The sequence below is a fragment of the Sphingobium lactosutens genome (genome assembly GCF_013393185.1).
GTDB lineage: Bacteria > Pseudomonadota > Alphaproteobacteria > Sphingomonadales > Sphingomonadaceae > Sphingobium > Sphingobium lactosutens_A.
On sequence record NZ_QJQX01000052.1, the window covers coordinates 199076 to 221736 of the forward strand.

Consider the following 22661-nt stretch of genomic DNA (forward strand, 5'->3'; position numbering starts at 1 on the left):
CACCCTAAGCAGAGTGTCTTGCTGCCCCCGCGCACCGGGGGACGGCGCAGTTCTACCGCAAATGCGAAGAGGCGTCCATGGTCGAGATGCGCTTCGGCCAAATTCCGCAACGCATTGGCCAAGAACGTCCTATTCCTTACCCTCGGTGATACCGAGCAGCTTCAATTTGCGGTGCAGCGCCGATCGTTCCATGCCGATGAAGGTCGCCGTCCGCGAGATATTGCCGGAGAAGCGGCGGATCTGGATACGCAGATATTCGCGCTCGAAACTTTCCCTGGCCTCACGCAGCGGTGCGCCCATGATCGCGGACTGGCCGATCCCCTCGCCGCCGCCGCCGCTCGTCAGTTCCGATGGCAGCATGTCGAGTTCGATGCGGCCGATCCGGTCGCCCGGTGCCAGGATCATAGTCCGCTCGATGACGTTGCGCAGTTGCCGCACATTGCCCGGCCATTCATTGGCCTGGAGCGCCGCCATGGCGTCGCTCGCAATGTCGGGCGGCGGCACGCGCCGGTCGGCGGCGAAGCGCGCCAGATAATGTTCCACCAGGGGCGGAATATCATCGCGCCGCTCCGACAGCGGCGGAATGGCCAGGGGCACGACGTTGAGCCGGTAGAAAAGATCTTCCCGGAAACGCCGCTCCTCGATCTCGTTCGCCAGATCGCGCGCGGTCGAGGAAATGACCCGCACATCGACCTTCACCTGCCGCTGACCACCCACGCGGGTGAAGCTCTGGTCGGTGAGGACGCGCAGGATCTTGCCCTGCGTCGTCAGCGGCATGTCGGCAATCTCGTCCAGATACAGCGTTCCGCCGTGCGACTGCTCCAGAAAACCGGGGCGGACCATGCCGCTCTGATCTTCCAGACCGAACAGTTCCTCTTCGACGCGATCGGGATCCATCCGGGCGGCGGCGACGATGATGAAGGGCGAATCGGCCCGCCCGCTCCAGCTGTGCAGCATGCGCGCGGCGACTTCCTTGCCGACGCCCGCCGGGCCGGAGATCAGCACCCGGCTCCCTGTGCCCGCGACCTTCTTGATCGTGGCGCGCACGCCGTTGATCGCGGCAGACGTGCCGGTCAGTTCATCATCCTGCCCGAAGCGAGCGCGCAGAACCTGGTTTTCCCGCCGCAGTCTTTCGGTTTCGGTCGCCCGCGCCACCAGATGGAGCAGCCGGTCCGCCTCGAACGGCTTTTCGATGAAGTCCGCCGCGCCCTTGCGGATCGCCGCCACGGCCGTATCGATATTGCCATGGCCGGAGATCATCAGCACGGGGATGCTGGGATCACGACGCTTGATCTCGTCCAGCAGTTCCAGACCGTCCATGCGCGATCCCTGCAGCCAGACATCGAGCAGCACGAGCGAGGGGCGGCGCGAATCGAGCGCGTCGATCGCGCTGTCGCTGTGGGCGGCGGTGCGGGTGGTGAAGCCTTCGTCTTCCAGAACACCCGCGACCAGATCGCGAATATCCTCTTCATCGTCCACAATCAGAATATCAAGCGCCATTGGCCGTCACTTTTCCTTTAGGCAGGGCTACGACCTGTCCATCTTCCAGTTTTTCCAGCGCACCCGCGGCGAACCGCAATGTCACGCACGCACCGCCCCCTTCGGCATCGTCGAAGCGGATCTCCCCCAGATGCTCCTCGACAATCTTCTTGACGATGGCGAGGCCAAGACCCGTCCCCTTGGACCGCGTCGTCATATAAGGTTCCAATATCCGCTCGCGCTCGGGCGGCAGGCCGATGCCATCGTCCCGCACGCGGATCAGCAGGTCGTCGCCATCCTGCATCAGCTGCATACGGACATGGCCGCGCGGCCCTCCTTCAGCCGGAACCGATTTCGGTTCAATGGCTTCGACCGCATTTTTGACAATATTCGTCAATGCCTGACCGAGTTGCCGCCGGTCGCAGACCAGTTCCATGGCGTCGTCGTCAGCGGCATATTCGAACCGGATATCGGGATGCGCCACCTCATGCAGGAACAGCGCATGGCGGGCGATGTCGCCGATCGCCTCACGCCGGAACACGGGTTTGGGCATGCGCGCAAAGGAGGAAAATTCATCGACGATGCGGCGCAGGTCGCCCACCTGGCGCACGATCGTGCCGGTCAGGCGCGTGAATGTCGCCTTGTCGCTGGTCACTTCGTCGGCATAACGGCGCTGGAGGCGTTCGGCTGCAAGCTGAATGGGCGTCAGCGGGTTCTTGATCTCATGCGCGATCCGGCGCGCCACGTCGGACCAGGCGGCGCGACGCTGGTCGGACAATTGCTGGGTGATGTCGTCGAAGGTCAGGATATGGCGCGACGCATCCTGCGACAGCTTGACCGCCAGCGTGCGCAGGTCGCCATGCGCCCGCACCTGCACGATCCCCGCATCTTCATCCGACTCCACAAATTCGGCCAGTTCGGGCGACACTTCCCCCAGCGGCCGGCCGACCGGATCATCGCCCTCCTCGACCAAAATCGCGGCGGCCGAACTGTTAAGCAGCAGGATTTCGCCTTCCAGATCGACCGACAGCACGCCCGCGCTGACGCCCGACAGGATCGCCTCGATAAAGGCGCGGCGTTCGTCCAGCTGGCTGTTCGCCGCCACCAGCGCACCGGTCTGCGCCTCCAGCCGCTGGGTCATGCGGTTGAAGGCCGCCGCCAGCGTGCCGATCTCGTCCCGGCTCTGCGGGCTGGTGACACGCGCCGACAGGTCGCCGGCGGTGATCCGCCGAGCCGCCGTCACCAGTTCATTGACCGGCCGCACCATCCAGTCGGCCACGGCCAGCGCGATATAGACGGCGATGCCGACCAGCAACAACGATCCCACAAACAGGGCGATGTTGAACCGCAACTGGAGCGCGCGGGACTGGGCCGAGAAGAGGTCATAGTCGGCCAGCACCTTCTGCGCCTGCGTCACATTACTGAAGGAGGAGGTGCCGGCATTGCGGGTGGCGTAGAGATAGATTTTCGAATTGGGGTAGAGCAGCGTCACCGCCTCGACCTGATTGGGCCGGGCCTGCACCACGATATCCTCGCCTGCCGCCAGCCGCTTCACCACCTGCGCCGAGAGCATTTCCGACGCTGGCCGGTTTTCCGGGTCGACGGTGGCCGCCGTCCGGGCAATGCCGTCCTTGCCCACCTCGATGATCGCGGACCGGTTCAGCTTCCGGGTGACGACCTGATAGATATAGCCTTCGGCAAAGCGCGGGCTGGAGACTTCCGACTGGTTCAGATAATCGCGCAGATCGCCTGCCATCGTCACCGTCTCGTCGCGCACTTCACGCAGATTCTGCTCATAATAGCCGCGCGCCAGGTCGCTCGCATTTTGCAGCATGCCGCGGGCGCTGTCCGAGAACCAGAATTGCACGCCATATTGGAACAGTAGCGACGCGAAGATCACGACCAGCAGCATCGGCACGCTGGCGACGATCGAGAACATCGCCACCAGGCGAACGTGCAACTGGCCGTCACTGCCGATCGCGGACTGGGCGGCGCGGCGCTTGGCCACCCGTCGGCCCAGCAACATGAGAAGGGCGATGGCAGGAACCAGATTCGCCACCAGCAGCAGGGCGACGATCGGCGGGGTCAGCAATGTGTATGAGTCGCGGCTGCCCGACAGAAGATGATAGGTCAGCCCTGCCATGCCCAGGAAAAGGGCCAGCGTCACGCCTTCCACCAGCGCAGCCAGACGTCCCTTGCGCAGGAATGGCGGCAAATGCCTCCGCCATGCGGAGGCCCGCCTGCGAAGGGTGGTCGCGTCGTTCATAGTGGCTTTGTTACAACAAGCCCGTGCCCGTTCAAACACAGTATTTGGAACAATGCATGTCGCTGGTCGACGCAGACCGTCGGTTCGTCCTGATATGCCACTGAAATTTCGTTAATCGCCCAGCCGCAACTGAAGCGGATCCAGGCCGTAATCGGTCAGCTTCTTGCGCAGCGTATTGCGATTGATGCCAAGCAGCGACGCGGCGCGAATCTGATTGCCATCGACGCTGGACAGAACTTCCTCCAGCAATATCGGCTCGATCACCGCCAGCAGGTCGTCATGCAGGCTACGCTGAGGCTGGCCGATGCCCACCCCCAACTGCCGCTTGGCCCAATCGCGCACGGCATGGACCAGATGGTCGGAGGGCGCGACGTAGTCGGCGGGGACGGCGTCCATCGGCAGCATATTCCGCAAAATCTCGGCGGTGATGACATTTTCGCGGCTGAGGACCGACAGGCGCTGCATCATATTCTGCAGTTCGCGCACATTGCCGGGCCAGTGCCATGCCATCAGCAACTGCGCCGCGTCGTCCGACAGCGTCTTGCGCGGCAAGCCTTCCTGCGCCGCCCGCTCCATGAAATGGCGGGCGAGCAGGATCACATCCTCACGCCGTTCGCGCAGCGCCGGCAGGGCGATCGGCACGACATTCAGGCGATAATAGAGATCCTGACGGAAGCGACCTTCGTCGATCAGCTGCGGCAGATCCTTGTTGGTCGCCGCGATGATGCGGACATTGACCCGCACCGGCTTCGATCCGCCGACCGTCGTCACCTCGCCCGACTGGAGCACGCGCAGCAGCCGCGTCTGCGCCTCCATCGGCATGTCGCCAATCTCGTCGAGGAACAGCGTCCCGCCCTGCGCCTGCTCGAACTTGCCGGCCGTCCGCGCATGGGCGCCGGTGAAGGCGCCCTTCTCATAACCAAACAGTTCTGCCTCGATCAGTTCGCGCGGAATGGCGGCCATGTTGATCGGCACGAAGGGCTTGGTGCGCCGCTGGCCCAGACTGTGGATCGCCTCCGCCACCAGTTCCTTGCCGGTGCCCGACTCGCCCAGCACCAGGATGGACAGATCGTTGGACAGGACGCGGGCGATGGTCCGATAGACTTCCTGCATCGCCGGCGAGCGGCCGACCAGCGGCAGCCCGTCATGCGGAAGGCCCGCTTCCTCGGTTTCCTCCGCACTGTCCCGCGTACCGAGCGCATCGGCGACCGCGCGGGTCAGTTCGTTGAGGTCGAAGGGCTTTGGCAAATATTCGAACGCGCCCTTCTCGGTGGCGCGGATCGCCGTGTTCAGCGTATTCTGCGCCGACAGGATGATGATGTTGAGGTCCGGCCGCGTCGCCAGAATGTCGGCCACGCCGTCCAGTCCGTCGCCGTCCGGCAGCATGACGTCAGTGATCAGCACATCGGGCGCGAAACTTTCCATCAGCGCGGTGCGCTCGCGGATCGAGGCGGCGGTCTTGACCTTGTGCCCCTGCCGTCGCAGCGCTTCACCGACCACCACGCAGATGGCGGGATCGTCGTCGACCACCAGGACGGTGCCGGTTGCCGCCATCACGCCATGCTCATCGGCAGCAGGATACGGAAGGTCGACTCGCCCGCTTCCACGTCCCGCGAATATTGGACGAAGCCGCTCATGTCGCGGACCAGCTTGTCCACCAGCGCCAGGCCAAGCCCCTGCCCGTCCCGCTTGCCGGTGATGAAGGGATTGAACAGATGGTCGAGAATATGTTCGGGCACGCCGGGTCCATTGTCGATGACGAGGATTTCGATCGGCAGCACCGCGCTGCCCTTGCCGTCGCCGACCACCACCGAAACACCGTGGCGGAAGGCCGTCTCTACCCGGATGCGCGGCTTGGCGACATATTCCAGCGCCTCTGCAGCATTTTTGAGCAGGTTGATCATCACCTGCACCAGCGCATCGTCATTGATGTTGGCAAATGGCAAGGATGGATCATAATGCTTTATGATCTTTATATGTTTTGCAAAACCCGCCGCCGCGATCCCCGCCGCCCGGTCGATCAGCGGATAGATGTTGCCGGCATGGCATTCCAGCGTCCGATCGGTGGTAAAATCCTGCATCCGGTCGATCAGCGCCGCGATCCGGTCCACCTCGTTACAGATCAACTGGGTCAGCGCCGCATCCCGCCCGCCATGGCTGGATTCCAGCAATTGCGCTGCCCCGCGGATGCCCGACAACGGGTTCTTGATCTCATGCGCAAGGATCGCCGCCGCGCCCATGGCGGACCGCGCGCCGCCCGCGGAACCGCGATGCCCGATCTTGCGCGCCTGGCTCTGGGCATGGAGCGACACGACCCGCCAGCCCTCATGATCGACGATCGGCGCGATCATCAGGTCGACCTCCATCTCGGCGGTGCGACCGGCATGAACCTTGATGTCATAGGCCGCGATCGGCTTGTTGCTGTGCCAGATATCGAAGCGCGCGCCCGCTTCGGCAATGCGGATGGTGCGCGCGATGTCACTGCCGATAATCGCCGAACGCGCCATGTTGAGCAGGGTTTCGGCCCGGACATTGGCGTCGGCGATGCTGTTGTCCGGCTTCACGACCAGAGTCGCGACCGGCAGGGCCGTCATCTGTTCGCCCAGCGATGGTCCGTCCTGCTGCACCCGAAGCGGCGGAACGGACGTCAGCGTGCCGTTCATGCGGCCCTGCGCAGCTCCGCCGGATCGGCGCCGCTGGCGATCAGCGGCTCGTAGAAACGGGCGAGCATGTCCAGCACCGTCTTCGCGTCCGGCTGCTGGTTCACGGCATGGCGGAATTCGGCCGAGCCGGGCAGCCCCTTGGTATACCAGCCGATATGCTTGCGGGCCATGTTGACACCCGTATAGTTATCATAATGGTCGAGCATTGCATGATAATGCTCTATAATGACACAATATTGTTCTTCGAGCGAAGGGTCAGCGACGCGCGTCCCGTCGGTCAGCCAGGCCATGACCTGACCGATCAGCCAAGGCCGACCATAGGCGCCGCGCCCGATCATCACGCCATCCGCACCGCTCTGCGCCAGCGCGGTATCGGCATCCTCGATCGAACAGATATCACCATTGACGATAACCGGCAGTTTCACGGCGTCCTTGACCGAACGAACAAACGCCCAGTCGGCGCTGCCCTTGTACATCTGGCAACGGGTGCGGCCATGGACCGTGATAAGCTTAGCGCCCAGATCCTCGGCGATATGGGCGAGTTCGGGGGCATTGAGGCTCGAATGGTCCCAGCCCATGCGCATCTTGACCGTCACCGGCACATCGACCGCCTCGACCGTCGCCTTGATGAGCGAGGCGGCCAGCGGCAGGTCGCGCATCAGCGCGCTGCCTGCGTCGCCATTGACGACCTTCTTTACCGGGCACCCCATGTTGATGTCGATGATCGCCGCGCCGCGATCGGCGTTCAGCTTGGCGGCCTCGGCCATTTCCGTCGGCGAGCAGCCGGCAAGCTGCATCGACACCGGCTCTTCCAGCGGATGCCAGGCGGCCTTCTGCAAGGACTGGCGCGTTTCCCGAATCATTGCCGCCGACGCGATCATCTCCGTCACATTGAGGCCCGATCCGTAGCGGCGGACCAAGGTGCGGAACGGCATGTCGGTGACGCCGGTCATCGGCGCCAGCACGACCGGCATGTCGATGGTCACGAGACCGATGGAAATGGGAGAAAGTTTGCGCATAACCTGATTTGGAAAACTGCCTAAAAAACAGGCAGCCCTTAGCGGAATTCGCCGGAAACGGCAAGCAGAGCGCGCCCGCCCTTTCAGTCCGCCCCTTCTGCCGCTATGCGCGCTGCCATGACAGCAAGCAGCAAGACCGTCGCCCTGCTCGTGGCCGCCGGCCAGGGAAGCCGGGCGGGTGGCGACAATCCCAAGCAATTCAGGCCGATAGCGGGCAAGGCGGTTCTCGCCCACGCCCATGACGCATTGGCCGCCCATGACGGGATAGACGCCATTCATGTCGTTCTGGGCGACGGACAGGAAGACACGGCCCGCGCCCTGCTCGGCTCGCGCGCCATAGCCTCCTTCGTCACCGGCGCGGACAGTCGGCGCGGTTCGGTCCGCGCAGGGCTGGAGGCGATCGCCGCCGCCGGTGGCGCGGACATCATACTGATCCATGACGCCGCCCGCCCTTTCCTGCCCGGCGCGGTGATCGACCGCTTGCTGGGTGCGCTGGAGCAATGCCATGGCTCCATTCCCACCCTGCCCGTCGCCGATACGCTGGTGCGCGGCGTGGACGGCGCGATGGGCGATAACGTCGATCGCGCCCACCTGTATCGCGTCCAGACGCCGCAGGCCTTTCGCTTCGATACCATATTGGCGGCCCATCGCGCCTGGGATGACGCGCAGGAAGCCACCGACGATGCCCAGATCCTCAAGGGCTGGGGCCATGACGTCATACTGGTGCAAGGCGATGAAAGGCTTGAGAAATTGACTTACAAGCAGGATTTCGCCCGCGCCGAAGCGCAAGTGGCGACGCCGCGCACCATGCGCGTCGGCATGGGCTATGACGTCCATCGTCTTGCGCCGAATGAGGAACTCTGGCTGGGCGGCGTGCTGGTCCCGCATGATCGCGGGCTTGCCGGCCATAGCGACGCCGACGTGGCGCTCCATGCGATCGTCGATGCGATGCTCGGCGCGCTGGCCGAAGGCGACATAGGCAGCCATTTCCCGCCATCCGATCCGCAATGGCGCGGCGCCTCGTCCGACCGTTTCCTCGCCTATGCGCGCGATCGGGTGACGGCGCGCGACGGCCTGATCGAGCATGTCGACCTGACTATCATCTGCGAAGCCCCCAAGATCGGCCCGCATCGCGATGCCATGCGCGCCCGGATCGCCGGGATACTGGCCGTCCCGCTCGACCGGGTCAGTGTCAAGGCGACCACGACCGAGCGCCTCGGTTTCGCCGGCCGCCGCGAAGGCATTGCCGCACAGGCGGTTGCCACCCTGTCCCTCCCCGCGCTATCCTGATTTTATGCCCGATACCGTCCTCCCGGCCCAACTGGTCGAACTCGCCGAAAAGGTCATCATCGCCAACCGTCGCGCCGGGCGCACGGTTGCGGTCGCGGAAAGCTGCACCGGGGGCCTCGTCTCCGCCGCGCTCACCGAGATAGCCGGCTCCTCCGACGTGTTCGAAGCCGGTTTCATTACTTATTCCAATGATATGAAGGCGGAACTTCTGAAGGTTTCGCATGACGTGCTGGACACGTTCGGCGCCGTGTCCATCGCCACGGCCTGGGCCATGGCGCAGGGCGCGCTGAACAAGAGCCATGCCCATGTCGCGGTCGCCATCACCGGCATCGCGGGGCCGGGCGGCGGCAGCGAGCAGAAGCCGGTCGGCACGGTCGTCTTCGCCCGCGCCGAACGCGGCGCCAGCCCCGACAAGGTCGTAGCCGACATGCATCATTTCGCGGATAATGGCCGCGGCGGCGTCCGCCTTCAGGCGGCGCTGTGCGCGCTCGAACTGCTGCTGCCCGAAGGCGCGTAAAGCTCTGCCGCGCGCGTCTCGAACGCGCCGATCATCTTGCGCAGCGCCTTGTCGAAGAACTGGCCGGCCAGCATTTCGAACAGCCGGTTCTTGAACTCGAACTCCACCTCGAAATCGACCAGCACCCCGCCCTGCCCGTCATCGCGGAAGTTCCACTCATTGTGGAGATGCTTGAGCGGACCATCGAGATAGTCGACGCGGACATGGTCCGGGCGATGCTTGTGCACGCGCGACGTGAAGCTTTCCTTGATCCCCTTGAAGCCGACGATCATGTCCGCGACCATTTCCGACTCGTTGTCGGATCGTACGCGGATCGCGCTCACCCATGGCAGGAATTCGGGATAGGCCGCGACGTTCGACACCAGGTCGAACATCTGCGTCGGCGTGTAGGGAAGCTGGCGCGTCTCATTATGCTTGGGCATCGAAAGTTCAGGCCTTCGCGATCGCCGCCTTGGCCAGCTTCGCTTCGCGCGCGGCCTTCATCTCGGCGAAATCCTTGCCGGCATGATAGCTGGAGCGCGTCAGCGGGCTGGACGCCACCTGCAGGAAGCCCTTGGCCCGCGCGATCGCCGCATAGGCGTTGAACGCCGCCGGGGTGACGAATTCCATCACCTTGGCGTGCTTGGGCGTGGGCTGGAGATATTGGCCCATGGTCAGGAAGTCGATGTCGGCCGACCGCATGTCGTCCATCACCTGGTGGACCTCCAGACGCTCCTCGCCCAGGCCCAGCATGATGCCCGACTTGGTGAAGATCGACGGATCGAGCTTCTTCACCGACTCGAGCAGACGCAGCGACGCATAATAGCGCGCGCCGGGCCGGATGGTGGGGTACAGGCGCGGAACGGTTTCCAGATTATGGTTGTAGACGTCCGGGCGGGCGGCGACGATCATCTCGACCGCGCGTTCGTGCTTGTTGCGGAAGTCCGGCGTCAATATCTCGATTGTCGTGTTTGGCGTCGTGCGGCGCAGCGCCTCGATCACCTTCACGAACTGAGTCGCGCCGCCATCGGGCAGGTCGTCGCGGTCGACCGAGGTGATGACGATATGCTCCAGCCCCATTTCCGCGCAGGCATCAGCCAGATTCTGCGGCTCATTGGGATCGACCTTGCGCGGCATGCCGGTCTTGACGTTGCAGAAGGCGCAGGCGCGGGTGCAGACATCGCCCAGGATCATCACCGTGGCATGCTTCTTGGTCCAGCACTCGCCGATATTCGGACAGGCCGCTTCCTCGCACACCGTATTGAGTCCCTTGTCCCGCATCAGCTTGCGCGTCTCGTGATAGGCCGGGCTGGTCGGCGCCTTGACGCGAATCCAGTCGGGCTTGCGCGCACGTTCTGCGCCATTGGCAGGCTTTTCGGGCGTGGGGATCGGGCTGATGTCGTTCATGCGCCCCAGATAGCGATGCTTGGGGAGACTTGCCAGTCCTGACTTTGTGCGGCACATCTCCCGCCCATGACCGACTTTGCCGACATGCTTCAGGGCTATCGCCGCTTCCGCAACACCGGGTGGAGCCAGCAGCGGGAGCGATGGGACGAACTCAACGAAGGGCAAAGTCCGAAGGTGATGGTGATCGCCTGCTCGGACAGCCGAGTCGATCCGACCCAGATTTTCGACACCAGCCCCGGCGAGATTTTCGTCGTGCGCAATGTAGCCGCCCTCGTCCCGCCGTTCGAAACCAATCCCGGCTGGCACGGCGTGTCGGCTGCGCTGGAGTTCGCCGTGCAGGTGCTCAAGGTCGGCGAGATCGTCGTCATGGGCCATGGCAAATGCGGTGGTTGCAAGGCGGCGCTCAGCCAGGATCTGAAGGACGCGCCTCCGGGCGAAGGCGGCTTCATCCATAACTGGATCGAACTGCTGGACGGTGCGCGCGAGGTCGTGGTCGAGCGTTATGGCGATCAGCGCGACCGTGATGTGGAGCGCGCCATGGAGCAGGAAGGCGTCAAGGTCAGCCTCGCCAACCTGCGCAGCTTCCCCTGCGTCCGTTCCAAGGAAAAGAGCGGCGAACTGAAGCTGGTCGGCAGCTTCTTCGCGATCGCCGACGGGCAGCTCCATGTTCTGGACGAGGAAACGGGCGCCTTCTCGCCCGCCTGATACGGAGACGAGCCGATGGCGACACCGCAGGAAGGCCGCGGCAACATCGCCCTGCTGATCGATGCGGACAATGCGTCGGCGGCGCATTTCGACTCGGTGATGACCGTGCTGGCGGAGCTGGGCACGGTCAATATCCGTCGCGCCTATGGCAACTGGAGCAAGGCGACGCTCAAGGCCTGGGCCGCGCTGTCCATCACACAGGCGATCGAGCCGCAGCAGCAGTTCGACCTGACCAAGGGCAAGAACGCCACCGACATGAAGATGACCATCGACGCGATGGACCTTCTTGCGAGCGGGCGCGTCGACGGCTTCGGCCTCATGTCCAGCGACAGCGACTTCACCCCGCTCGTCACCCGCATCCGACAGGACGGCATCCCGGTCTATGGCTTCGGCACGGCCAACACGCCCGAAGGTTTCCGCCGCGCCTGCACGCGCTTCATAGACGTCGCCGCGCTGGAATCGGCCGAAGTGCCGGTAAAGAAGCCCGCCACGAAGAAAATAACCAAATCCGCTCCGGCCAATCCGGCGCCGGAAGAAAGCGACGATGGCAAGGCCAAGCCGGTCGATCCAGAAGTCGTGAAGCTGCTGATCGACGCCTATGACGCCGTGAAACGCGATGAACAGGGCTTCGCCGCGCTCGGCAGCGTCGGCCAGCTGGCCGGCAACCGCTCCAGCTTCGACACGCGCAACTATGGGTACAAGCGGCTGTCCGATCTGGTCCGCGCCATCCCCAATTTCGCCGTCGAAGTGCGCGAAGGCGGCCAGACCTGGATCAAGCGCGTCCGCTGATGCCGGTCATCGCCCGCCATCTGATGATCCATGGCCGCGTCCAGGGCGTCTGGTACCGCGCCTGGACGGTCGAAACGGCGCGGGATCTGGGATTGGCCGGCTGGGTCCGCAACCGGATGGACGGCAGCGTGGAGGCGCTGGTGCAGGGCGAAGAAGCAGCCGTGGACCGCTTCATCGCGCTGGCCCGTGAGGGGTCGCCAGCCGCACAGGTAAGCCGGATCGACGCGACGGAAACGCCGCTGGAGCCGCTGGGCGTGTTCGAGAAGCGACCGATTTAGATACGGCCGTTACCGCAGCACATCGCTATCCCGACACCCAAATCGCCACCACTCCCATCCCTCCCCACTTCCCCCCACGCCCATCCCGCGCTAAAGCCCTGTTCCCATGATCCTCGTCATCGACAATTATGACAGCTTCACCTGGAACCTGGTCCATTATCTGATGGAACTGGGCGCGCAGGTGGAGGTCGTCCGTAACGACGCCATCTCCGCCGGTCAGGCGCTGTCCAGCGGGGCGAAGGCCTTCCTGCTTTCGCCTGGTCCCTGCACCCCCAACGAAGCGGGCGTCAGCCTGGATCTGGTCGCCGCCTGCGCCGATGCCGGCGCGCCGCTGCTGGGCGTGTGCCTCGGTCATCAGGCGATCGGCCAGCATTTCGGCGGCAAGGTGGTACGCGGCGGCCTGATGCACGGGAAGACCTCGCCGGTCAGCCATGACGGCACCGGCCTGTTCGCTGGCTTGCCGTCGCCCTTCACCGCGACCCGCTATCACTCGCTGATCGTGGAAGACATTCCCGAAACGCTAGTCGTCAACGCCACCAGCGAGGATGGCTCCGTCATGGGCTTCCGCCATGCGACCCTGCCGATCCATTCAGTGCAGTTCCACCCGGAAAGCATCGCCACCGAATATGGCCATGACATGCTCGCGAACTTCATGGCGCTGGCCGGCCTGCCGGTCCGCGAACGCGAAGCCGCCTGAGGCTGTCCTATCCGAACCAGCCGGGCTATACTCGCCCGGCTACTTTGCGGATATTACGGCAACAGGAAATCATATTTCAAAATCTGCGGGAAATGTGCGAAGTTGAGCGCGATCGCCCCCTCGACACTGCCGCCCACGGAAGACTAAGGCAGGCGCGATGACCAGCCTGCCCGATCCTTCCGCACCGCTCTCCGGCGAAGCCGCCGCCCAGGCCTTCGACCTGCTGTTCGACGGCGACCTCAGCGATGACGCCATCGCCGCCTTCCTCGTCACCATGGCCCGTCGCGGCGAAACCGCAACCGAGATCGCCGCCGCCGCCCGCGCCATGCGGGCGCGCATGATCCCCGTCAGCGCACCCGAAGGCGCGATCGACGTGTGCGGCACCGGGGGCGACGGCCACCACACCCTCAATGTCTCGACCGCCGTCAGCCTCGTGGTCGCCGCCGCCGGCGTGCCCGTCGCCAAGCATGGCAACCGCGCGGCCTCTTCCAAGGCCGGCGCCGCCGACACGCTAGAAGCGCTGGGCCTCAACCTCGACAAGGCCGCCGCCACGGCGGAAGCGACCCTTGCCGACCTCGGCATCTGCTTCCTCTTCGCGCAAAATTATCACCCTGCGCTCAAGCGCCTCGGCCCCATCCGCAAGGCGATCGGCGAACGCACCATCTTCAACCTGATGGGACCGCTCGCCAATCCCGCCAATGTCCGCCGCCAGCTCGTCGGCATCGCCCGCCCAGCCTATGTCCCCATTTATGCCGAGGCGCTGGCCGAACTCGGCGTCGATCGCGCCATGATCATCTCCGGCGACGAAGGGCTGGACGAACTCTCGCTCGCCGGCGGCAACGACATGGCGGAGGTGAAGGGCCATGAACTGGTCGCCATGCACCGCCTGACCGCCGCCGAACTCGGCCTGTCCACCCATCCGGTCGAGGCCATCCGGGGCGGCGACGCGACTCACAACGCGGCTGCGCTGCGCGCCCTGCTTCAGGGCGAGCCGGGGCCGTATCGCGACGCGGTCCTGCTCAATGCCGCCGCAGCCCTTGTCGTGGCCGACCATGTTACCGATCTCCGCGAAGGCGTGGAGGAAGCTGCCGAAACCATCGACCGCGGCCTTGCCAACGCTCTTCTGAATTGCTGGATTGCCTACTCATGACCAACAAGCTGATCGAAATCTGCGACTTCAAGCGCGAGGATGTCGCCCGCCGCAAGGCTGCGAACAGCGTCGCATCGCTCCACGCCCGCGCCAGCGAGCAGACGCCGCCGCGCGGCTTCCGCAAGGCGCTGGACGATGCCGCCCGTTCGGGCTTCGGCCTGATCGCGGAGGTGAAGAAGGCCAGCCCCTCCAAAGGTCTGATCCGTGCGGATTTCGATCCGCCTGCCCATGCGGTGGCCTATGCCGCCGGCGGCGCGGCCTGCCTCTCCGTTCTTACCGACGAACCCTATTTTCAGGGCCATGACGATTATCTGATGGCCGCCCGATCCGCCTGCGCCCTGCCGGTGCTGCGCAAGGATTTCCTGGTCGATCCCTGGCAGGTGCTGGAAAGCCGCGCGCTGGGCGCTGACGCCATCCTCATCATCGTCGCCGCACTGGACGACGAGCAGATGCAGGAGATTGAGGATGCCGCGCTCGGCCTTGGCATGGACGCGCTGATCGAAGTGCATGACGAAAGCGAACTGGAACGCGCACTAAAGCTGCGCTCGCGCCTGATCGGCGTCAATAATCGCGATCTGCGCGATTTCAGCGTCGATTTCGCCCGCACCTATGAACTGGTCGGCAAGGCGCCCGAAGGCTGCACCTTCGTCGCCGAAAGCGGCCTCACCAGCCATGCCGACCTCACCGCCATGGCTGACCATGGCGTGCGTTGCTTCCTGGTCGGCGAGACGCTGATGCGGCAGGCCGATGTGGAGGCCGCGACCCGCAACCTCCTGACCGGCGCATGACCGGCCTCACCCATCTCGACGAGGATGGCGCGGCGCGCATGGTCGATGTCTCCGCCAAGGCGGTGACTGCCCGCGAAGCCGTCGCTTCCGGACGGATCGGGATGAGCGAGGAGGCTGCGAAGGCCATAGCCGACGGTCTGGTCAAGAAAGGCGATGTGCTTGCGGTGGCGCGAGTGGCGGGCATCATGGCCGCCAAGCGCACCGCCGACCTCATCCCGCTCTGCCATCCGATCGCGCTCAGCGCGGTAACGGTGGACTTCGACCTGGGCGAGAGCGGCGTCACCGTCACCGCCACCGCCCGCACCGCCGGGCAGACGGGCGTCGAGATGGAAGCGCTGACCGCAGCTTCGGTCACCCTGCTCACCATCTACGACATGGCCAAGGCGCTGGATAAGGGGATGGTGATCGACAATGTCCGACTGATCGCCAAGACCGGCGGCAAGTCGGGCGACTGGCGAGCCCCATGAGCCTGCTGCCGGTCGCCGAAGCGCAGGCGCGCCTCTTCGCCCTGGCGCAGCGCCTGCCGGCCGAAACCGTGCCGATCGGTCAGGCCGTCGGCCGCTGGCTGGCAAAGGACATAGTCGCGCTGCGCGACCAGCCCTGGGCCGACCTGTCCGCCATGGACGGCTATGCGGTCCGTGCGGCCGAATATCCCGGCCCCTGGCACGTCGGCGGCGAAAGTGCAGCCGGCGCGGCCGACCTGTCGCCGCTCCCGCCCGGCGAAGCCGTCCGCATCTTCACCGGCGCGCCGCTTCCCCCCGGCGCCGACACGATCCTGATCCAGGAAAATGCCACGCGCGAGGGCGACCGGCTGACCGCCAGCGCCGATCCGCTCCCGGCCGGGCGTCACATCCGTACCGCCGCGTCGGATTTCGCGCGCGACGCCGTGCTGCTGAAGGCGGGCACGCACCTTGGCCCGGCCCAGATAGCGCTTGCCGTGCTGGCGGGCCATGGCGAATTGCCGGTCTGCGCCAAACCGAAGATCGCCCTTCTCTCCACCGGTAACGAACTGGTCACCCCCGGCACGCCCACGCGTCCCGGCTATCTCCCCTCCTCCAACGCACCGATGCTGGCCGCCATGCTGGCCGCCCTGCCTTGCGACGTGATCGACCTCGGCATTGTGCCGGACGATCTCGACGCCATGGTCGCCGCGCTGGAACAGGGACGCCAAGCCGACATCATCGTCTCGACCGGCGGCGCCTCGGTCGGCGACCATGATCTCGTCCGCCCCGCCTTCACCAAGGCCGGCGGCTCGCTCGATTTCTGGAAGATCAGGATGCGTCCCGGCAAGCCGCTGATGGCCGGGCGCCTGCACGAGTCGCTGTTCCTTGGCCTGCCCGGCAATCCGGTATCGGCCTTCGTCACCGGCACGCTCTTTCTGCTGCCGCTCGTCCGCCACCTGTGCGGCGCGACTGATCCATTGCCCACCACGGGCGAAGCAACGCTGGCGTCCGCTCTCCCCGCCACGGCCGAGCGCGACGATTATCTGCGCGCCTACAGAAGAGATGGAGGAATCGTCTCCGTCACCTCGCAGGACAGCGCCGCCACCGCCGCGATGGCCATGGCCGATTGCCTGATCCTGCGTCCAGCCGGATCGCCTCCGGCCACGCCGGGCGATCGCGTCACCATCATCCCATTGCCCTGACTTTCGGCCCCATGAAAAAGGGGCCGTCGTGCGGCCCCTTTTCCGTCAACAATATCGGGACGCTCAGCGTTGCTGCTTGTTGCCCGGCGCCTTGTCCTGACGACGTTCGTCGCCCATCTGGCCCTGCTTGTTTTCCTGCTGCTGCTGACGATCGCGCTGCCCCGCGTCGCCTTGCTGGTCGCGACGCTGGTTCTTGTCCTGATCACTCTGGTTGGGCATTGTTTCTCTCCTGTCACCCAAAATGGACGACAGCGATAAAACCCGTTTTAACCATGTCCGTTCCTTCCGATGCGACCAGCCGTTCGGCGCTTGACTAATCCCGATGTGTTTCCTATGCGTTCCTCATACGTTCCATGGAGGACCGCAGCGATGTTGACGCCAAAGCAGCAGGAATTGCTGAGCTTCATTCAGACCCGTCTGGAGGAGGGCGGCGTATCCCCCTCATTTGAGGAAATGAAGGATGCGCTCGACCTGCGTTCCAAGTCCGGCATCCATCGCCTGATCAACGCGCTGGAAGAACGCGGGTTCATCCGCCGCCTACCCAATCGCGCCCGCGCGCTGGAGGTGTTGAAGCTTCCCGACGCCATGCACCGCGCACCCGCGCCGGTTATCGCGCCGCAGCCCAAGATCGCGCCGCCGTCGCTTCCGATCGCGGCCAATGACGTGATCGAAATCCCGCTGCACGGCCGCATTGCCGCCGGCGTCCCGATCGAGGCGATGGAGGGGCATAATATGCTCTCCGTTCCGGCCGCCTTGCTGGGTGCGGGCGATCATTATGCCCTGGAAGTCTCAGGCGATTCGATGATGGAAGCGGGCATTCTCGACGGCGACTTCGCCCTGATCCAGCGCACTGACGTCGCGCGCGAAGGCCAGATCGTCGTCGCCCTGATCGACGAGGCCGAGGCCACGCTCAAATATTTCCGCCGCGAAGGCAGCAAGGTTCGGCTCGACCCGGCCAACGCCGCCTATGAACCGCAAATCTACGATCCGCGTCAGGTCCGTATTCAGGGTAAGCTGGCCGGTCTGCTGCGCCGGTATAACTGAGCTTTTCCCAGCCTTGAGCGCGCTATCCAGGGATGCGCGTCACCGGGGCTGAGAACGGTGTGAACTTCGCCATTTTTGAGCGTGATGGACAGGCCGCCGGTGCGCTTCAGCAGCCGGCGGTCGATCTTCATCCAGCGCGGGCGGCACCAGCCCGGCAGCCCGCGATCGCTGATGACGATGTCCGCCGCTGCACAATCCCGCATGAAGTCGCGCCGCGCGATCAGCGCGTCGCTCCGGGTGAAGAGCAGCCGCCAATTGCGTCCCGTTCCGTCCTTCACCGCGACAGCACAAAGGTCCGTAGAACATCGGGCGTCCGGCAACGCGGCGATCGCCTCCAATTCGCCATCATAGCCGGCGCTCTCGGACAGCACGTCACGCACATAATCACCGGCCCGGTCCCGCAATATCGCCATCCCCTTGCCCGTCCGCACCGCCACATGCCGGCCATCGCCAGTCACGAGAATATCCGGCGGCGATGCGGCAAAAGTCATGAATATACCGATCACCGCCGGCGCCAGTCCCAGCCATCGGACCGATGATCGCCAGAGGAGGCACCAGAGCAGGCCAAGCATCGCGAAACCGAACAGCCCCGCGCCCATGGTCGGCGCCAGCAACGACGCCATCGGACTGGCCGCCACACCATGAGCGATGAGCAGCAGGAAATTGAGCGCCTGCTCCGTCAGCCACCAGGCCGGCCAGCCCAGCCCGACCATGTCCAGCAGCAGCGCCAACGCCTCCAGCGGCATGACGATGAAGGTGGTGAGGGGGATCGCGATCAGATTGGCGAAAGCGCCAAGCAACCCCGCCTTGTGGAAATGGAACAGCGCAATCGGCATCAGCACCAGTTCGACCGCGATGCCTGTCGCCAGCATCACCACCAGCGCTCGTCCCAGCTTGCGAATCCCCCCTTCATCCCTTGCTGCCGCGAAGGCCTTAAAATGCGGATGTTCAGCCAACGCCACCAGCGCGGTCACGGCGGCGAAGCTCATCTGGAAACTCGGCCCCGCCACCGCCTCCGGCCACAGCAGCAGGACGACCAACGCACCCGTCGCCACCAACCGCAACGTGACCGCGTCCCGCCCCATCGCCAGCCCACCCAGCACCAGCAGCGCGGCAACGCAGGACCGCACAGTCGGCACCTCCGCCCCCGTCAGCAATGTATAGCCGATCCCCGCCAACGCCCCGCCCGTCGCCGCGATCAGCATCAAGGGCCATCCCAGCGCAGCCCGCTGGCTGAGAGCCATCGCCCGCATCAGCAAGAATATCACCGCCCCGATCAGCGCAGTCACATGCAACCCGCTGATCGACAACAGGTGCGCCAGACCGCTCCGCCGCATTGCTTCGGCATCGGCTTCGGGAATTGCTCCCTGGTCCCCGGTCGCCAGCGCGGCGGCGATCCCTTCGGCCGGGCCGTCGACACGCGCCAATATATGTCCGAACAGCCGCGCCCGCAGTGGCGGCGGAGAGGTCGATGGCTGGAGCACCTCCACCGGCTTCAACGCCTTGCCCGTCGCGCCAATCCCCTGGAAATAGGCGCGCGCGGCGAAGTCATAGCCGCCCGGCACGCTCGGCGGCGCGGGCGGCATCAATCGCACGCGAAACCGGATGCGGGCGCCGTCCCCCAACCCCTCTGGCACATCCGCATCGGCGATATTCACTCGTACCATCCCGGGCAAATCCGGCGCATCGACCGGCTTAAGCATCACGCGCACCATGGTCTGTGCGGGAACAGGGCGCACCGCCGTCACATCGCCCGTCATATGAACGAAAGTCGCCCGAACCAGCGGCGTTTCGCCCAGCAAGACCGCCTTGCCCCAGACCAGCAGGCAGCCGATGCAAGCCAATATTGCGCCCGCAACAATCATCCGCCGAAGCCGTCCGCCCACCGGCAGCATCGCGCCGATACAGGCCATTGCCAGCGCCACGCAGCAAAAGGCGAGCCAACTCATGGCATGAGGAAGAACAAACCAGGCCGCGATGCCTGCGCCGAGCGCAATCGGCACCCAAAGGCCTAGCTGTTCACGCTCGCGTTCCAGCCAGCTTTCAACGGCTTCCAGACCCTTCCGGACGAACGCCAGCGGCCTCACACCAAGGGAGGTTTGTCGTGGCTCGAAAGCCATGCTAGGGGGCGTCGGATTCATGGGTCAGCTAAGGCGAATGTCAAAGAATATGGCGGCAAGTGCAACGGGAATGAACAAGCAGGTGGTGACCCGTTTCGCCCCGTCCCCAACGGGGTTCCTGCATATTGGCGGCGCCCGCACGGCGTTATTCAACTGGCTGTTCGCACGCCATCATGGCGGCAAGTTCCTGCTCCGTGTCGAGGATACCGATCGCGCCCGTTCCACAGAGGAAGCCGTGGCCGCGATCTTCGACGGTCTGGAATGGCTGGGCCTGGGCGGTGACGAACCGGCCGTTTTCCAGTTCGCGCGTACGCCGCGCCACGCCGAAGTCGCCAACCAGCTGCTCGAAGCCGGTCATGCCTATCGCTGCTACGCCACGCCCGAAGAACTGGCGGAACTGCGCGAACAGCAGCGCGCCGCCAAGCAGCCGATGCGCTATGACGGCCGCTGGCGCGACCGTTCGCCGGAGGAAGCACCCGCCGGCACGCCCTTCGTCATCCGTATCAAGGCGCCGCGCGAAGGCGAAACGGTGATCGAGGATGCCGTGCAGGGCCGCGTCGTCGTGCAGAATGCGGAGCTGGACGACATGATCCTGCTGCGTTCCGACGGCACGCCGACCTATATGCTGGCCGTGGTGGTCGACGATCATGACATGGGCGTTACCCATGTCATCCGCGGCGACGACCATCTCAACAACGCCTTCCGCCAGTTGGCCATCATCAAGGCCATGGCCAAGATAGAGGGGGACTGGGAAGAACCCATCTACGCCCATATCCCGCTGATCCATGGCTCCGATGGCGCGAAGCTGTCCAAGCGCCACGGCGCGCTGGGCGTCGACGCCTATCGCGACGAGATGGGCATGCTGCCCGAGGCGGTCCTGAACTATCTGCTTCGGCTGGGCTGGGGCCATGGCGACGAGGAAATCATCTCCATCGCCCGCGCGATCGAATTGTTCGATATCGGCGGCGTGGGTCGCTCGCCCTCGCGCTTCGACATCAAGAAGCTGGAAAATCTGAACGGCCATTATGTGCGCGAAGCAGACGACTCGCGGCTCGCGACTCTGGTCGCGCCGCGCGTCGCGGAACGGCTTGAAAAGGTTTTACCTGAAAACGGGTTGGACATTTTGACCCAGGCCATGGCTTCGCTGAAGCCAAGGGCCAAAACCCTCAATGAAATTGCGGAAGGGGCCGAGTTTTTGTTCAAAACTTGTCCGCTCGATTTTGACGAAAAGGCCTCCGCTCTGCTAGACGAACCCGCGCGCGCTCTGCTGATAAAGACAGCCGACGCTCTCCAGCCCGTCCAGTCCTGGACGGTCGAAGCGATCGAAGAAGTGATACGCCGCGTGGCAGAGGATGCCGGCCTGGGACTGGGCAAGGTGGCGCAACCGCTGCGTGCGGCGCTCACCGGCCGAACGACCTCGCCAGGTATTTTTGATGTCCTCTTCCTGATCGGGAAAGAGGAGAGCTTGGAACGGCTGGCCGCTGCAGGGCACGCAACGGCCGGTTGATGACAGTCAAGGAGAACAACATGTCGGATAATAAAGCCAATTTGACCATCGGGGGAGCGAGCAACGATTACGCCATCATGGATGGCACGGTCGGTCCTCAGGTCATCGACGTTCGCAAGCTCTACGCCCAGACCGGCATGTTCACCTACGATCCGGGTTTCACCTCGACCGCCAGCTGCGATTCCGGGCTGACATACATTGATGGTGACGCGGGCGTGCTGCTGCATCGCGGCTATCCGATCGGCCAGCTGGCCGAGCAGTCGAGCTTCATGGAAGTCTGCTACCTGCTGCTGAACGGCGAACTGCCGTCGAAGAAGGAACTGGCCGACTTCGTCAACACGATCACGCGCCACACGATGGTGCATGAGCAGCTGACCACCTTCTTCCGTGGTTTCCGCCGTGACGCCCACCCGATGGCGATCATGTGCGGCGTCGTCGGCGCCCTGTCGGCCTTCTATCACGACTCGACCGACATCAACGATCCGGAACAGCGCAAGATCGCCAGCCACCGCCTGATCGCCAAGATGCCGACGATCGCGGCCATGGCCTATAAATATTCGGTCGGTCAGCCCTTCGTCTATCCGCGCAACGACCTGAGCTACACCGCCAATTTCCTGCGTATGACGTTCTCGGTCCCCGCCGAGGAATATGAGCCGGATCCGGTGATCGTGGACGCGATGGACAAGATCTTCATCCTCCATGCCGACCATGAGCAGAATGCCTCGACCTCGACCGTGCGCCTGGCCGGTTCGTCGGGCGCCAACCCGTTCGCCTGCATCGCCGCCGGCATCGCCTGCCTCTGGGGTCCGGCGCATGGCGGCGCGAACGAAGCCGCGCTCAACATGCTGCGCGAGATCGGCACCGTCGACAAGATTCCGGAATATATCGCCCGCGCCAAGAACAAGGACGATCCGTTCCGCCTGATGGGCTTTGGCCACCGCGTCTACAAGAATTACGATCCGCGCGCGACTGTGATGCAGAAGACCGCGAAGGACGTTCTCGCCAAGCTCGGTGTCAGCGACCCGATCTTCGACGTGGCGAAGGAACTGGAGCAGATCGCGCTCAACGATCCTTATTTCATCGAGAAGAAGCTCTACCCGAATGTCGACTTCTATTCGGGCGTGATCCTTTCGGCCATCGGCTTCCCGACCGAGATGTTCACCGTGCTCTTCGCCCTCGCCCGCACCGTCGGCTGGGTCGCACAGTGGAACGAAATGATCTCCGACCCAGCCCAGAAGATCGGCCGCCCGCGTCAGCTCTATACCGGCCCGACCGAGCGCGACTATGTCCCCGTCGAAAAGCGCTGATCTGAACTGAC

The 22661-nt window shown here is 64.6% G+C and carries 22 protein-coding genes; 13 read left to right on the plus strand and 9 right to left on the minus strand.

Going from position 1 to position 22661, the window contains the following annotated elements:
* Positions 1 to 129: 129 nt before the first annotated feature.
* The 5 genes from ntrX to dusB all read right to left on the minus strand — a co-directional run bounded on the left by ntrX (position 130) and on the right by dusB (position 7427).
* Positions 130 to 1500: a nitrogen assimilation response regulator NtrX gene (ntrX, locus tag DM806_RS13030; protein WP_179043612.1), complete on the minus strand. Its 1371-nt coding sequence runs from the start codon at positions 1498 to 1500 to the stop codon at positions 130 to 132.
* A complete protein-coding gene (locus tag DM806_RS13035; RefSeq protein WP_179043613.1) occupies positions 1490 to 3745 on the minus strand; it encodes a sensor histidine kinase in 2256 nt (751 codons plus the stop codon). Before DM806_RS13035 ends, ntrX begins: the two co-directional genes overlap by 11 nt.
* Positions 3746 to 3856: 111 nt before the next feature.
* Positions 3857 to 5299, minus strand: a complete 1443-nt coding sequence (gene ntrC, locus DM806_RS13040; protein ID WP_179043781.1) for a nitrogen regulation protein NR(I) — start codon at positions 5297 to 5299, stop codon at positions 3857 to 3859.
* Entirely contained in the window at positions 5299 to 6408 is a 1110-nt protein-coding gene (locus tag DM806_RS13045) for a two-component system sensor histidine kinase NtrB (RefSeq protein WP_179043614.1), read from the minus strand. Before DM806_RS13045 ends, ntrC begins: the two co-directional genes overlap by 1 nt.
* The gene (gene dusB / locus DM806_RS13050; RefSeq protein WP_179043615.1) at positions 6405 to 7427 is read right to left on the minus strand and encodes a tRNA dihydrouridine synthase DusB; all 1023 of its coding nucleotides are present in this window, start codon (positions 7425 to 7427) and stop codon (positions 6405 to 6407) included. The genes DM806_RS13045 and dusB overlap by 4 nt, the downstream gene beginning before the upstream one ends.
* A gap of 105 nt (positions 7428 to 7532) precedes the next feature.
* Here dusB and DM806_RS13055 point away from each other — a divergent pair, with 105 nt between their 5' ends.
* Both DM806_RS13055 and DM806_RS13060 read left to right on the plus strand, forming a co-directional pair.
* A complete protein-coding gene (locus tag DM806_RS13055; protein ID WP_179043616.1) occupies positions 7533 to 8717 on the plus strand; it encodes a bifunctional 2-C-methyl-D-erythritol 4-phosphate cytidylyltransferase/2-C-methyl-D-erythritol 2,4-cyclodiphosphate synthase in 1185 nt (394 codons plus the stop codon).
* Between the two features lie 4 nt (positions 8718 to 8721).
* The gene (locus DM806_RS13060; protein ID WP_179043617.1) at positions 8722 to 9234 is read left to right on the plus strand and encodes a CinA family protein; all 513 of its coding nucleotides are present in this window, start codon (positions 8722 to 8724) and stop codon (positions 9232 to 9234) included.
* On the opposite strand, the gene DM806_RS13065 is transcribed toward DM806_RS13060, so the two are convergent.
* A complete protein-coding gene (locus DM806_RS13065; RefSeq protein WP_179043618.1) occupies positions 9186 to 9656 on the minus strand; it encodes a type II toxin-antitoxin system RatA family toxin in 471 nt (156 codons plus the stop codon). The genes DM806_RS13060 and DM806_RS13065 overlap by 49 nt on opposite strands.
* A 7-nt stretch (positions 9657 to 9663) precedes the next feature.
* The gene (gene lipA, locus DM806_RS13070) at positions 9664 to 10677 is read right to left on the minus strand and encodes a lipoyl synthase (RefSeq protein WP_179043619.1); all 1014 of its coding nucleotides are present in this window, start codon (positions 10675 to 10677) and stop codon (positions 9664 to 9666) included.
* A gap of 9 nt (positions 10678 to 10686) precedes the next feature.
* Here lipA and DM806_RS13075 point away from each other — a divergent pair, with 9 nt between their 5' ends.
* From DM806_RS13075 to DM806_RS13110, 8 genes are all read left to right on the plus strand, one after another.
* Positions 10687 to 11325, plus strand: coding sequence for a carbonic anhydrase (locus tag DM806_RS13075; RefSeq protein WP_179043620.1), 639 nt, complete (start codon positions 10687 to 10689; stop codon positions 11323 to 11325).
* Between the two features lie 15 nt (positions 11326 to 11340).
* On the plus strand, positions 11341 to 12114 hold the full coding sequence (locus tag DM806_RS13080) for an NYN domain-containing protein (RefSeq protein ID WP_179043621.1): 774 nt from the start codon (positions 11341 to 11343) through the stop codon (positions 12112 to 12114).
* Positions 12114 to 12392: an acylphosphatase gene (locus DM806_RS13085; protein WP_179043622.1), complete on the plus strand. Its 279-nt coding sequence runs from the start codon at positions 12114 to 12116 to the stop codon at positions 12390 to 12392. The genes DM806_RS13080 and DM806_RS13085 overlap by 1 nt, the downstream gene beginning before the upstream one ends.
* 106 nt (positions 12393 to 12498) lie before the next feature.
* A complete protein-coding gene (locus DM806_RS13090; protein WP_179043623.1) occupies positions 12499 to 13089 on the plus strand; it encodes an anthranilate synthase component II in 591 nt (196 codons plus the stop codon).
* A 157-nt stretch (positions 13090 to 13246) separates the two neighbouring features.
* Positions 13247 to 14239, plus strand: coding sequence for an anthranilate phosphoribosyltransferase (trpD, locus tag DM806_RS13095; RefSeq protein ID WP_179043624.1), 993 nt, complete (start codon positions 13247 to 13249; stop codon positions 14237 to 14239).
* Positions 14236 to 15027, plus strand: a complete 792-nt coding sequence (trpC, locus tag DM806_RS13100) for an indole-3-glycerol phosphate synthase TrpC (protein WP_179043625.1) — start codon at positions 14236 to 14238, stop codon at positions 15025 to 15027. The genes trpD and trpC overlap by 4 nt, the downstream gene beginning before the upstream one ends.
* Entirely contained in the window at positions 15024 to 15494 is a 471-nt protein-coding gene (gene moaC, locus DM806_RS13105; protein ID WP_179043626.1) for a cyclic pyranopterin monophosphate synthase MoaC, read from the plus strand. The genes trpC and moaC overlap by 4 nt, the downstream gene beginning before the upstream one ends.
* Complete coding sequence (locus tag DM806_RS13110) at positions 15491 to 16672, plus strand: molybdopterin molybdotransferase MoeA (RefSeq protein ID WP_179043627.1); 1182 nt, start codon at positions 15491 to 15493, stop codon at positions 16670 to 16672. The genes moaC and DM806_RS13110 overlap by 4 nt, the downstream gene beginning before the upstream one ends.
* A gap of 63 nt (positions 16673 to 16735) precedes the next feature.
* Here the strand turns inward: DM806_RS13110 and DM806_RS13115 are convergent, their stop codons facing one another.
* Entirely contained in the window at positions 16736 to 16891 is a 156-nt protein-coding gene (locus tag DM806_RS13115; protein ID WP_179043628.1) for a hypothetical protein, read from the minus strand.
* 150 nt (positions 16892 to 17041) lie between these two features.
* Here DM806_RS13115 and lexA point away from each other — a divergent pair, with 150 nt between their 5' ends.
* Positions 17042 to 17716, plus strand: coding sequence for a transcriptional repressor LexA (gene lexA / locus DM806_RS13120; protein ID WP_179043629.1), 675 nt, complete (start codon positions 17042 to 17044; stop codon positions 17714 to 17716).
* Here lexA and DM806_RS13125 read toward each other — a convergent pair.
* Entirely contained in the window at positions 17677 to 19836 is a 2160-nt protein-coding gene (locus DM806_RS13125) for a ComEC/Rec2 family competence protein (protein WP_179043630.1), read from the minus strand. The two genes, lexA and DM806_RS13125, sit on opposite strands and share 40 nt — an antisense overlap.
* A 70-nt stretch (positions 19837 to 19906) precedes the next feature.
* On the opposite strand from DM806_RS13125, the gene gltX reads away from it, so the two are divergent.
* Together gltX and DM806_RS13135 are read left to right on the plus strand one after the other, a co-directional pair.
* Entirely contained in the window at positions 19907 to 21343 is a 1437-nt protein-coding gene (gene gltX / locus DM806_RS13130) for a glutamate--tRNA ligase (RefSeq protein ID WP_179043782.1), read from the plus strand.
* A gap of 20 nt (positions 21344 to 21363) precedes the next feature.
* Positions 21364 to 22650 (plus strand): citrate synthase, encoded by a 1287-nt coding sequence (locus tag DM806_RS13135; RefSeq protein WP_179043631.1) that lies wholly within the window; start codon positions 21364 to 21366, stop codon positions 22648 to 22650.
* Positions 22651 to 22661: the final 11 nt, after the last annotated feature.

Coding starts and splice junctions, on each gene's coding strand:
- ntrC (WP_179043781.1), bottom strand. CDS start 5,299: ATGGCGGCAACCGGCACCGTCCTGGTGGTCGACGACGATCCCGCCATC.
- trpD (WP_179043624.1), top strand. CDS start 13,247: ATGACCAGCCTGCCCGATCCTTCCGCACCGCTCTCCGGCGAAGCCGCC.
- gltX (WP_179043782.1), top strand. CDS start 19,907: ATGAACAAGCAGGTGGTGACCCGTTTCGCCCCGTCCCCAACGGGGTTC.
- DM806_RS13060 (WP_179043617.1), top strand. CDS start 8,722: ATGCCCGATACCGTCCTCCCGGCCCAACTGGTCGAACTCGCCGAAAAG.
- DM806_RS13065 (WP_179043618.1), bottom strand. CDS start 9,656: ATGCCCAAGCATAATGAGACGCGCCAGCTTCCCTACACGCCGACGCAG.
- DM806_RS13115 (WP_179043628.1), bottom strand. CDS start 16,891: ATGCCCAACCAGAGTGATCAGGACAAGAACCAGCGTCGCGACCAGCAA.
- DM806_RS13035 (WP_179043613.1), bottom strand. CDS start 3,745: ATGAACGACGCGACCACCCTTCGCAGGCGGGCCTCCGCATGGCGGAGG.
- dusB (WP_179043615.1), bottom strand. CDS start 7,427: ATGCGCAAACTTTCTCCCATTTCCATCGGTCTCGTGACCATCGACATG.
- DM806_RS13045 (WP_179043614.1), bottom strand. CDS start 6,408: ATGAACGGCACGCTGACGTCCGTTCCGCCGCTTCGGGTGCAGCAGGAC.
- DM806_RS13075 (WP_179043620.1), top strand. CDS start 10,687: ATGACCGACTTTGCCGACATGCTTCAGGGCTATCGCCGCTTCCGCAAC.
- DM806_RS13080 (WP_179043621.1), top strand. CDS start 11,341: ATGGCGACACCGCAGGAAGGCCGCGGCAACATCGCCCTGCTGATCGAT.
- DM806_RS13055 (WP_179043616.1), top strand. CDS start 7,533: ATGCGCGCTGCCATGACAGCAAGCAGCAAGACCGTCGCCCTGCTCGTG.
- DM806_RS13085 (WP_179043622.1), top strand. CDS start 12,114: ATGCCGGTCATCGCCCGCCATCTGATGATCCATGGCCGCGTCCAGGGC.
- moaC (WP_179043626.1), top strand. CDS start 15,024: ATGACCGGCCTCACCCATCTCGACGAGGATGGCGCGGCGCGCATGGTC.
- DM806_RS13125 (WP_179043630.1), bottom strand. CDS start 19,836: ATGGCTTTCGAGCCACGACAAACCTCCCTTGGTGTGAGGCCGCTGGCG.
- DM806_RS13135 (WP_179043631.1), top strand. CDS start 21,364: ATGTCGGATAATAAAGCCAATTTGACCATCGGGGGAGCGAGCAACGAT.
- ntrX (WP_179043612.1), bottom strand. CDS start 1,500: ATGGCGCTTGATATTCTGATTGTGGACGATGAAGAGGATATTCGCGAT.
- lexA (WP_179043629.1), top strand. CDS start 17,042: ATGTTGACGCCAAAGCAGCAGGAATTGCTGAGCTTCATTCAGACCCGT.
- trpC (WP_179043625.1), top strand. CDS start 14,236: ATGACCAACAAGCTGATCGAAATCTGCGACTTCAAGCGCGAGGATGTC.
- DM806_RS13090 (WP_179043623.1), top strand. CDS start 12,499: ATGATCCTCGTCATCGACAATTATGACAGCTTCACCTGGAACCTGGTC.
- DM806_RS13110 (WP_179043627.1), top strand. CDS start 15,491: ATGAGCCTGCTGCCGGTCGCCGAAGCGCAGGCGCGCCTCTTCGCCCTG.
- lipA (WP_179043619.1), bottom strand. CDS start 10,677: ATGTGCCGCACAAAGTCAGGACTGGCAAGTCTCCCCAAGCATCGCTAT.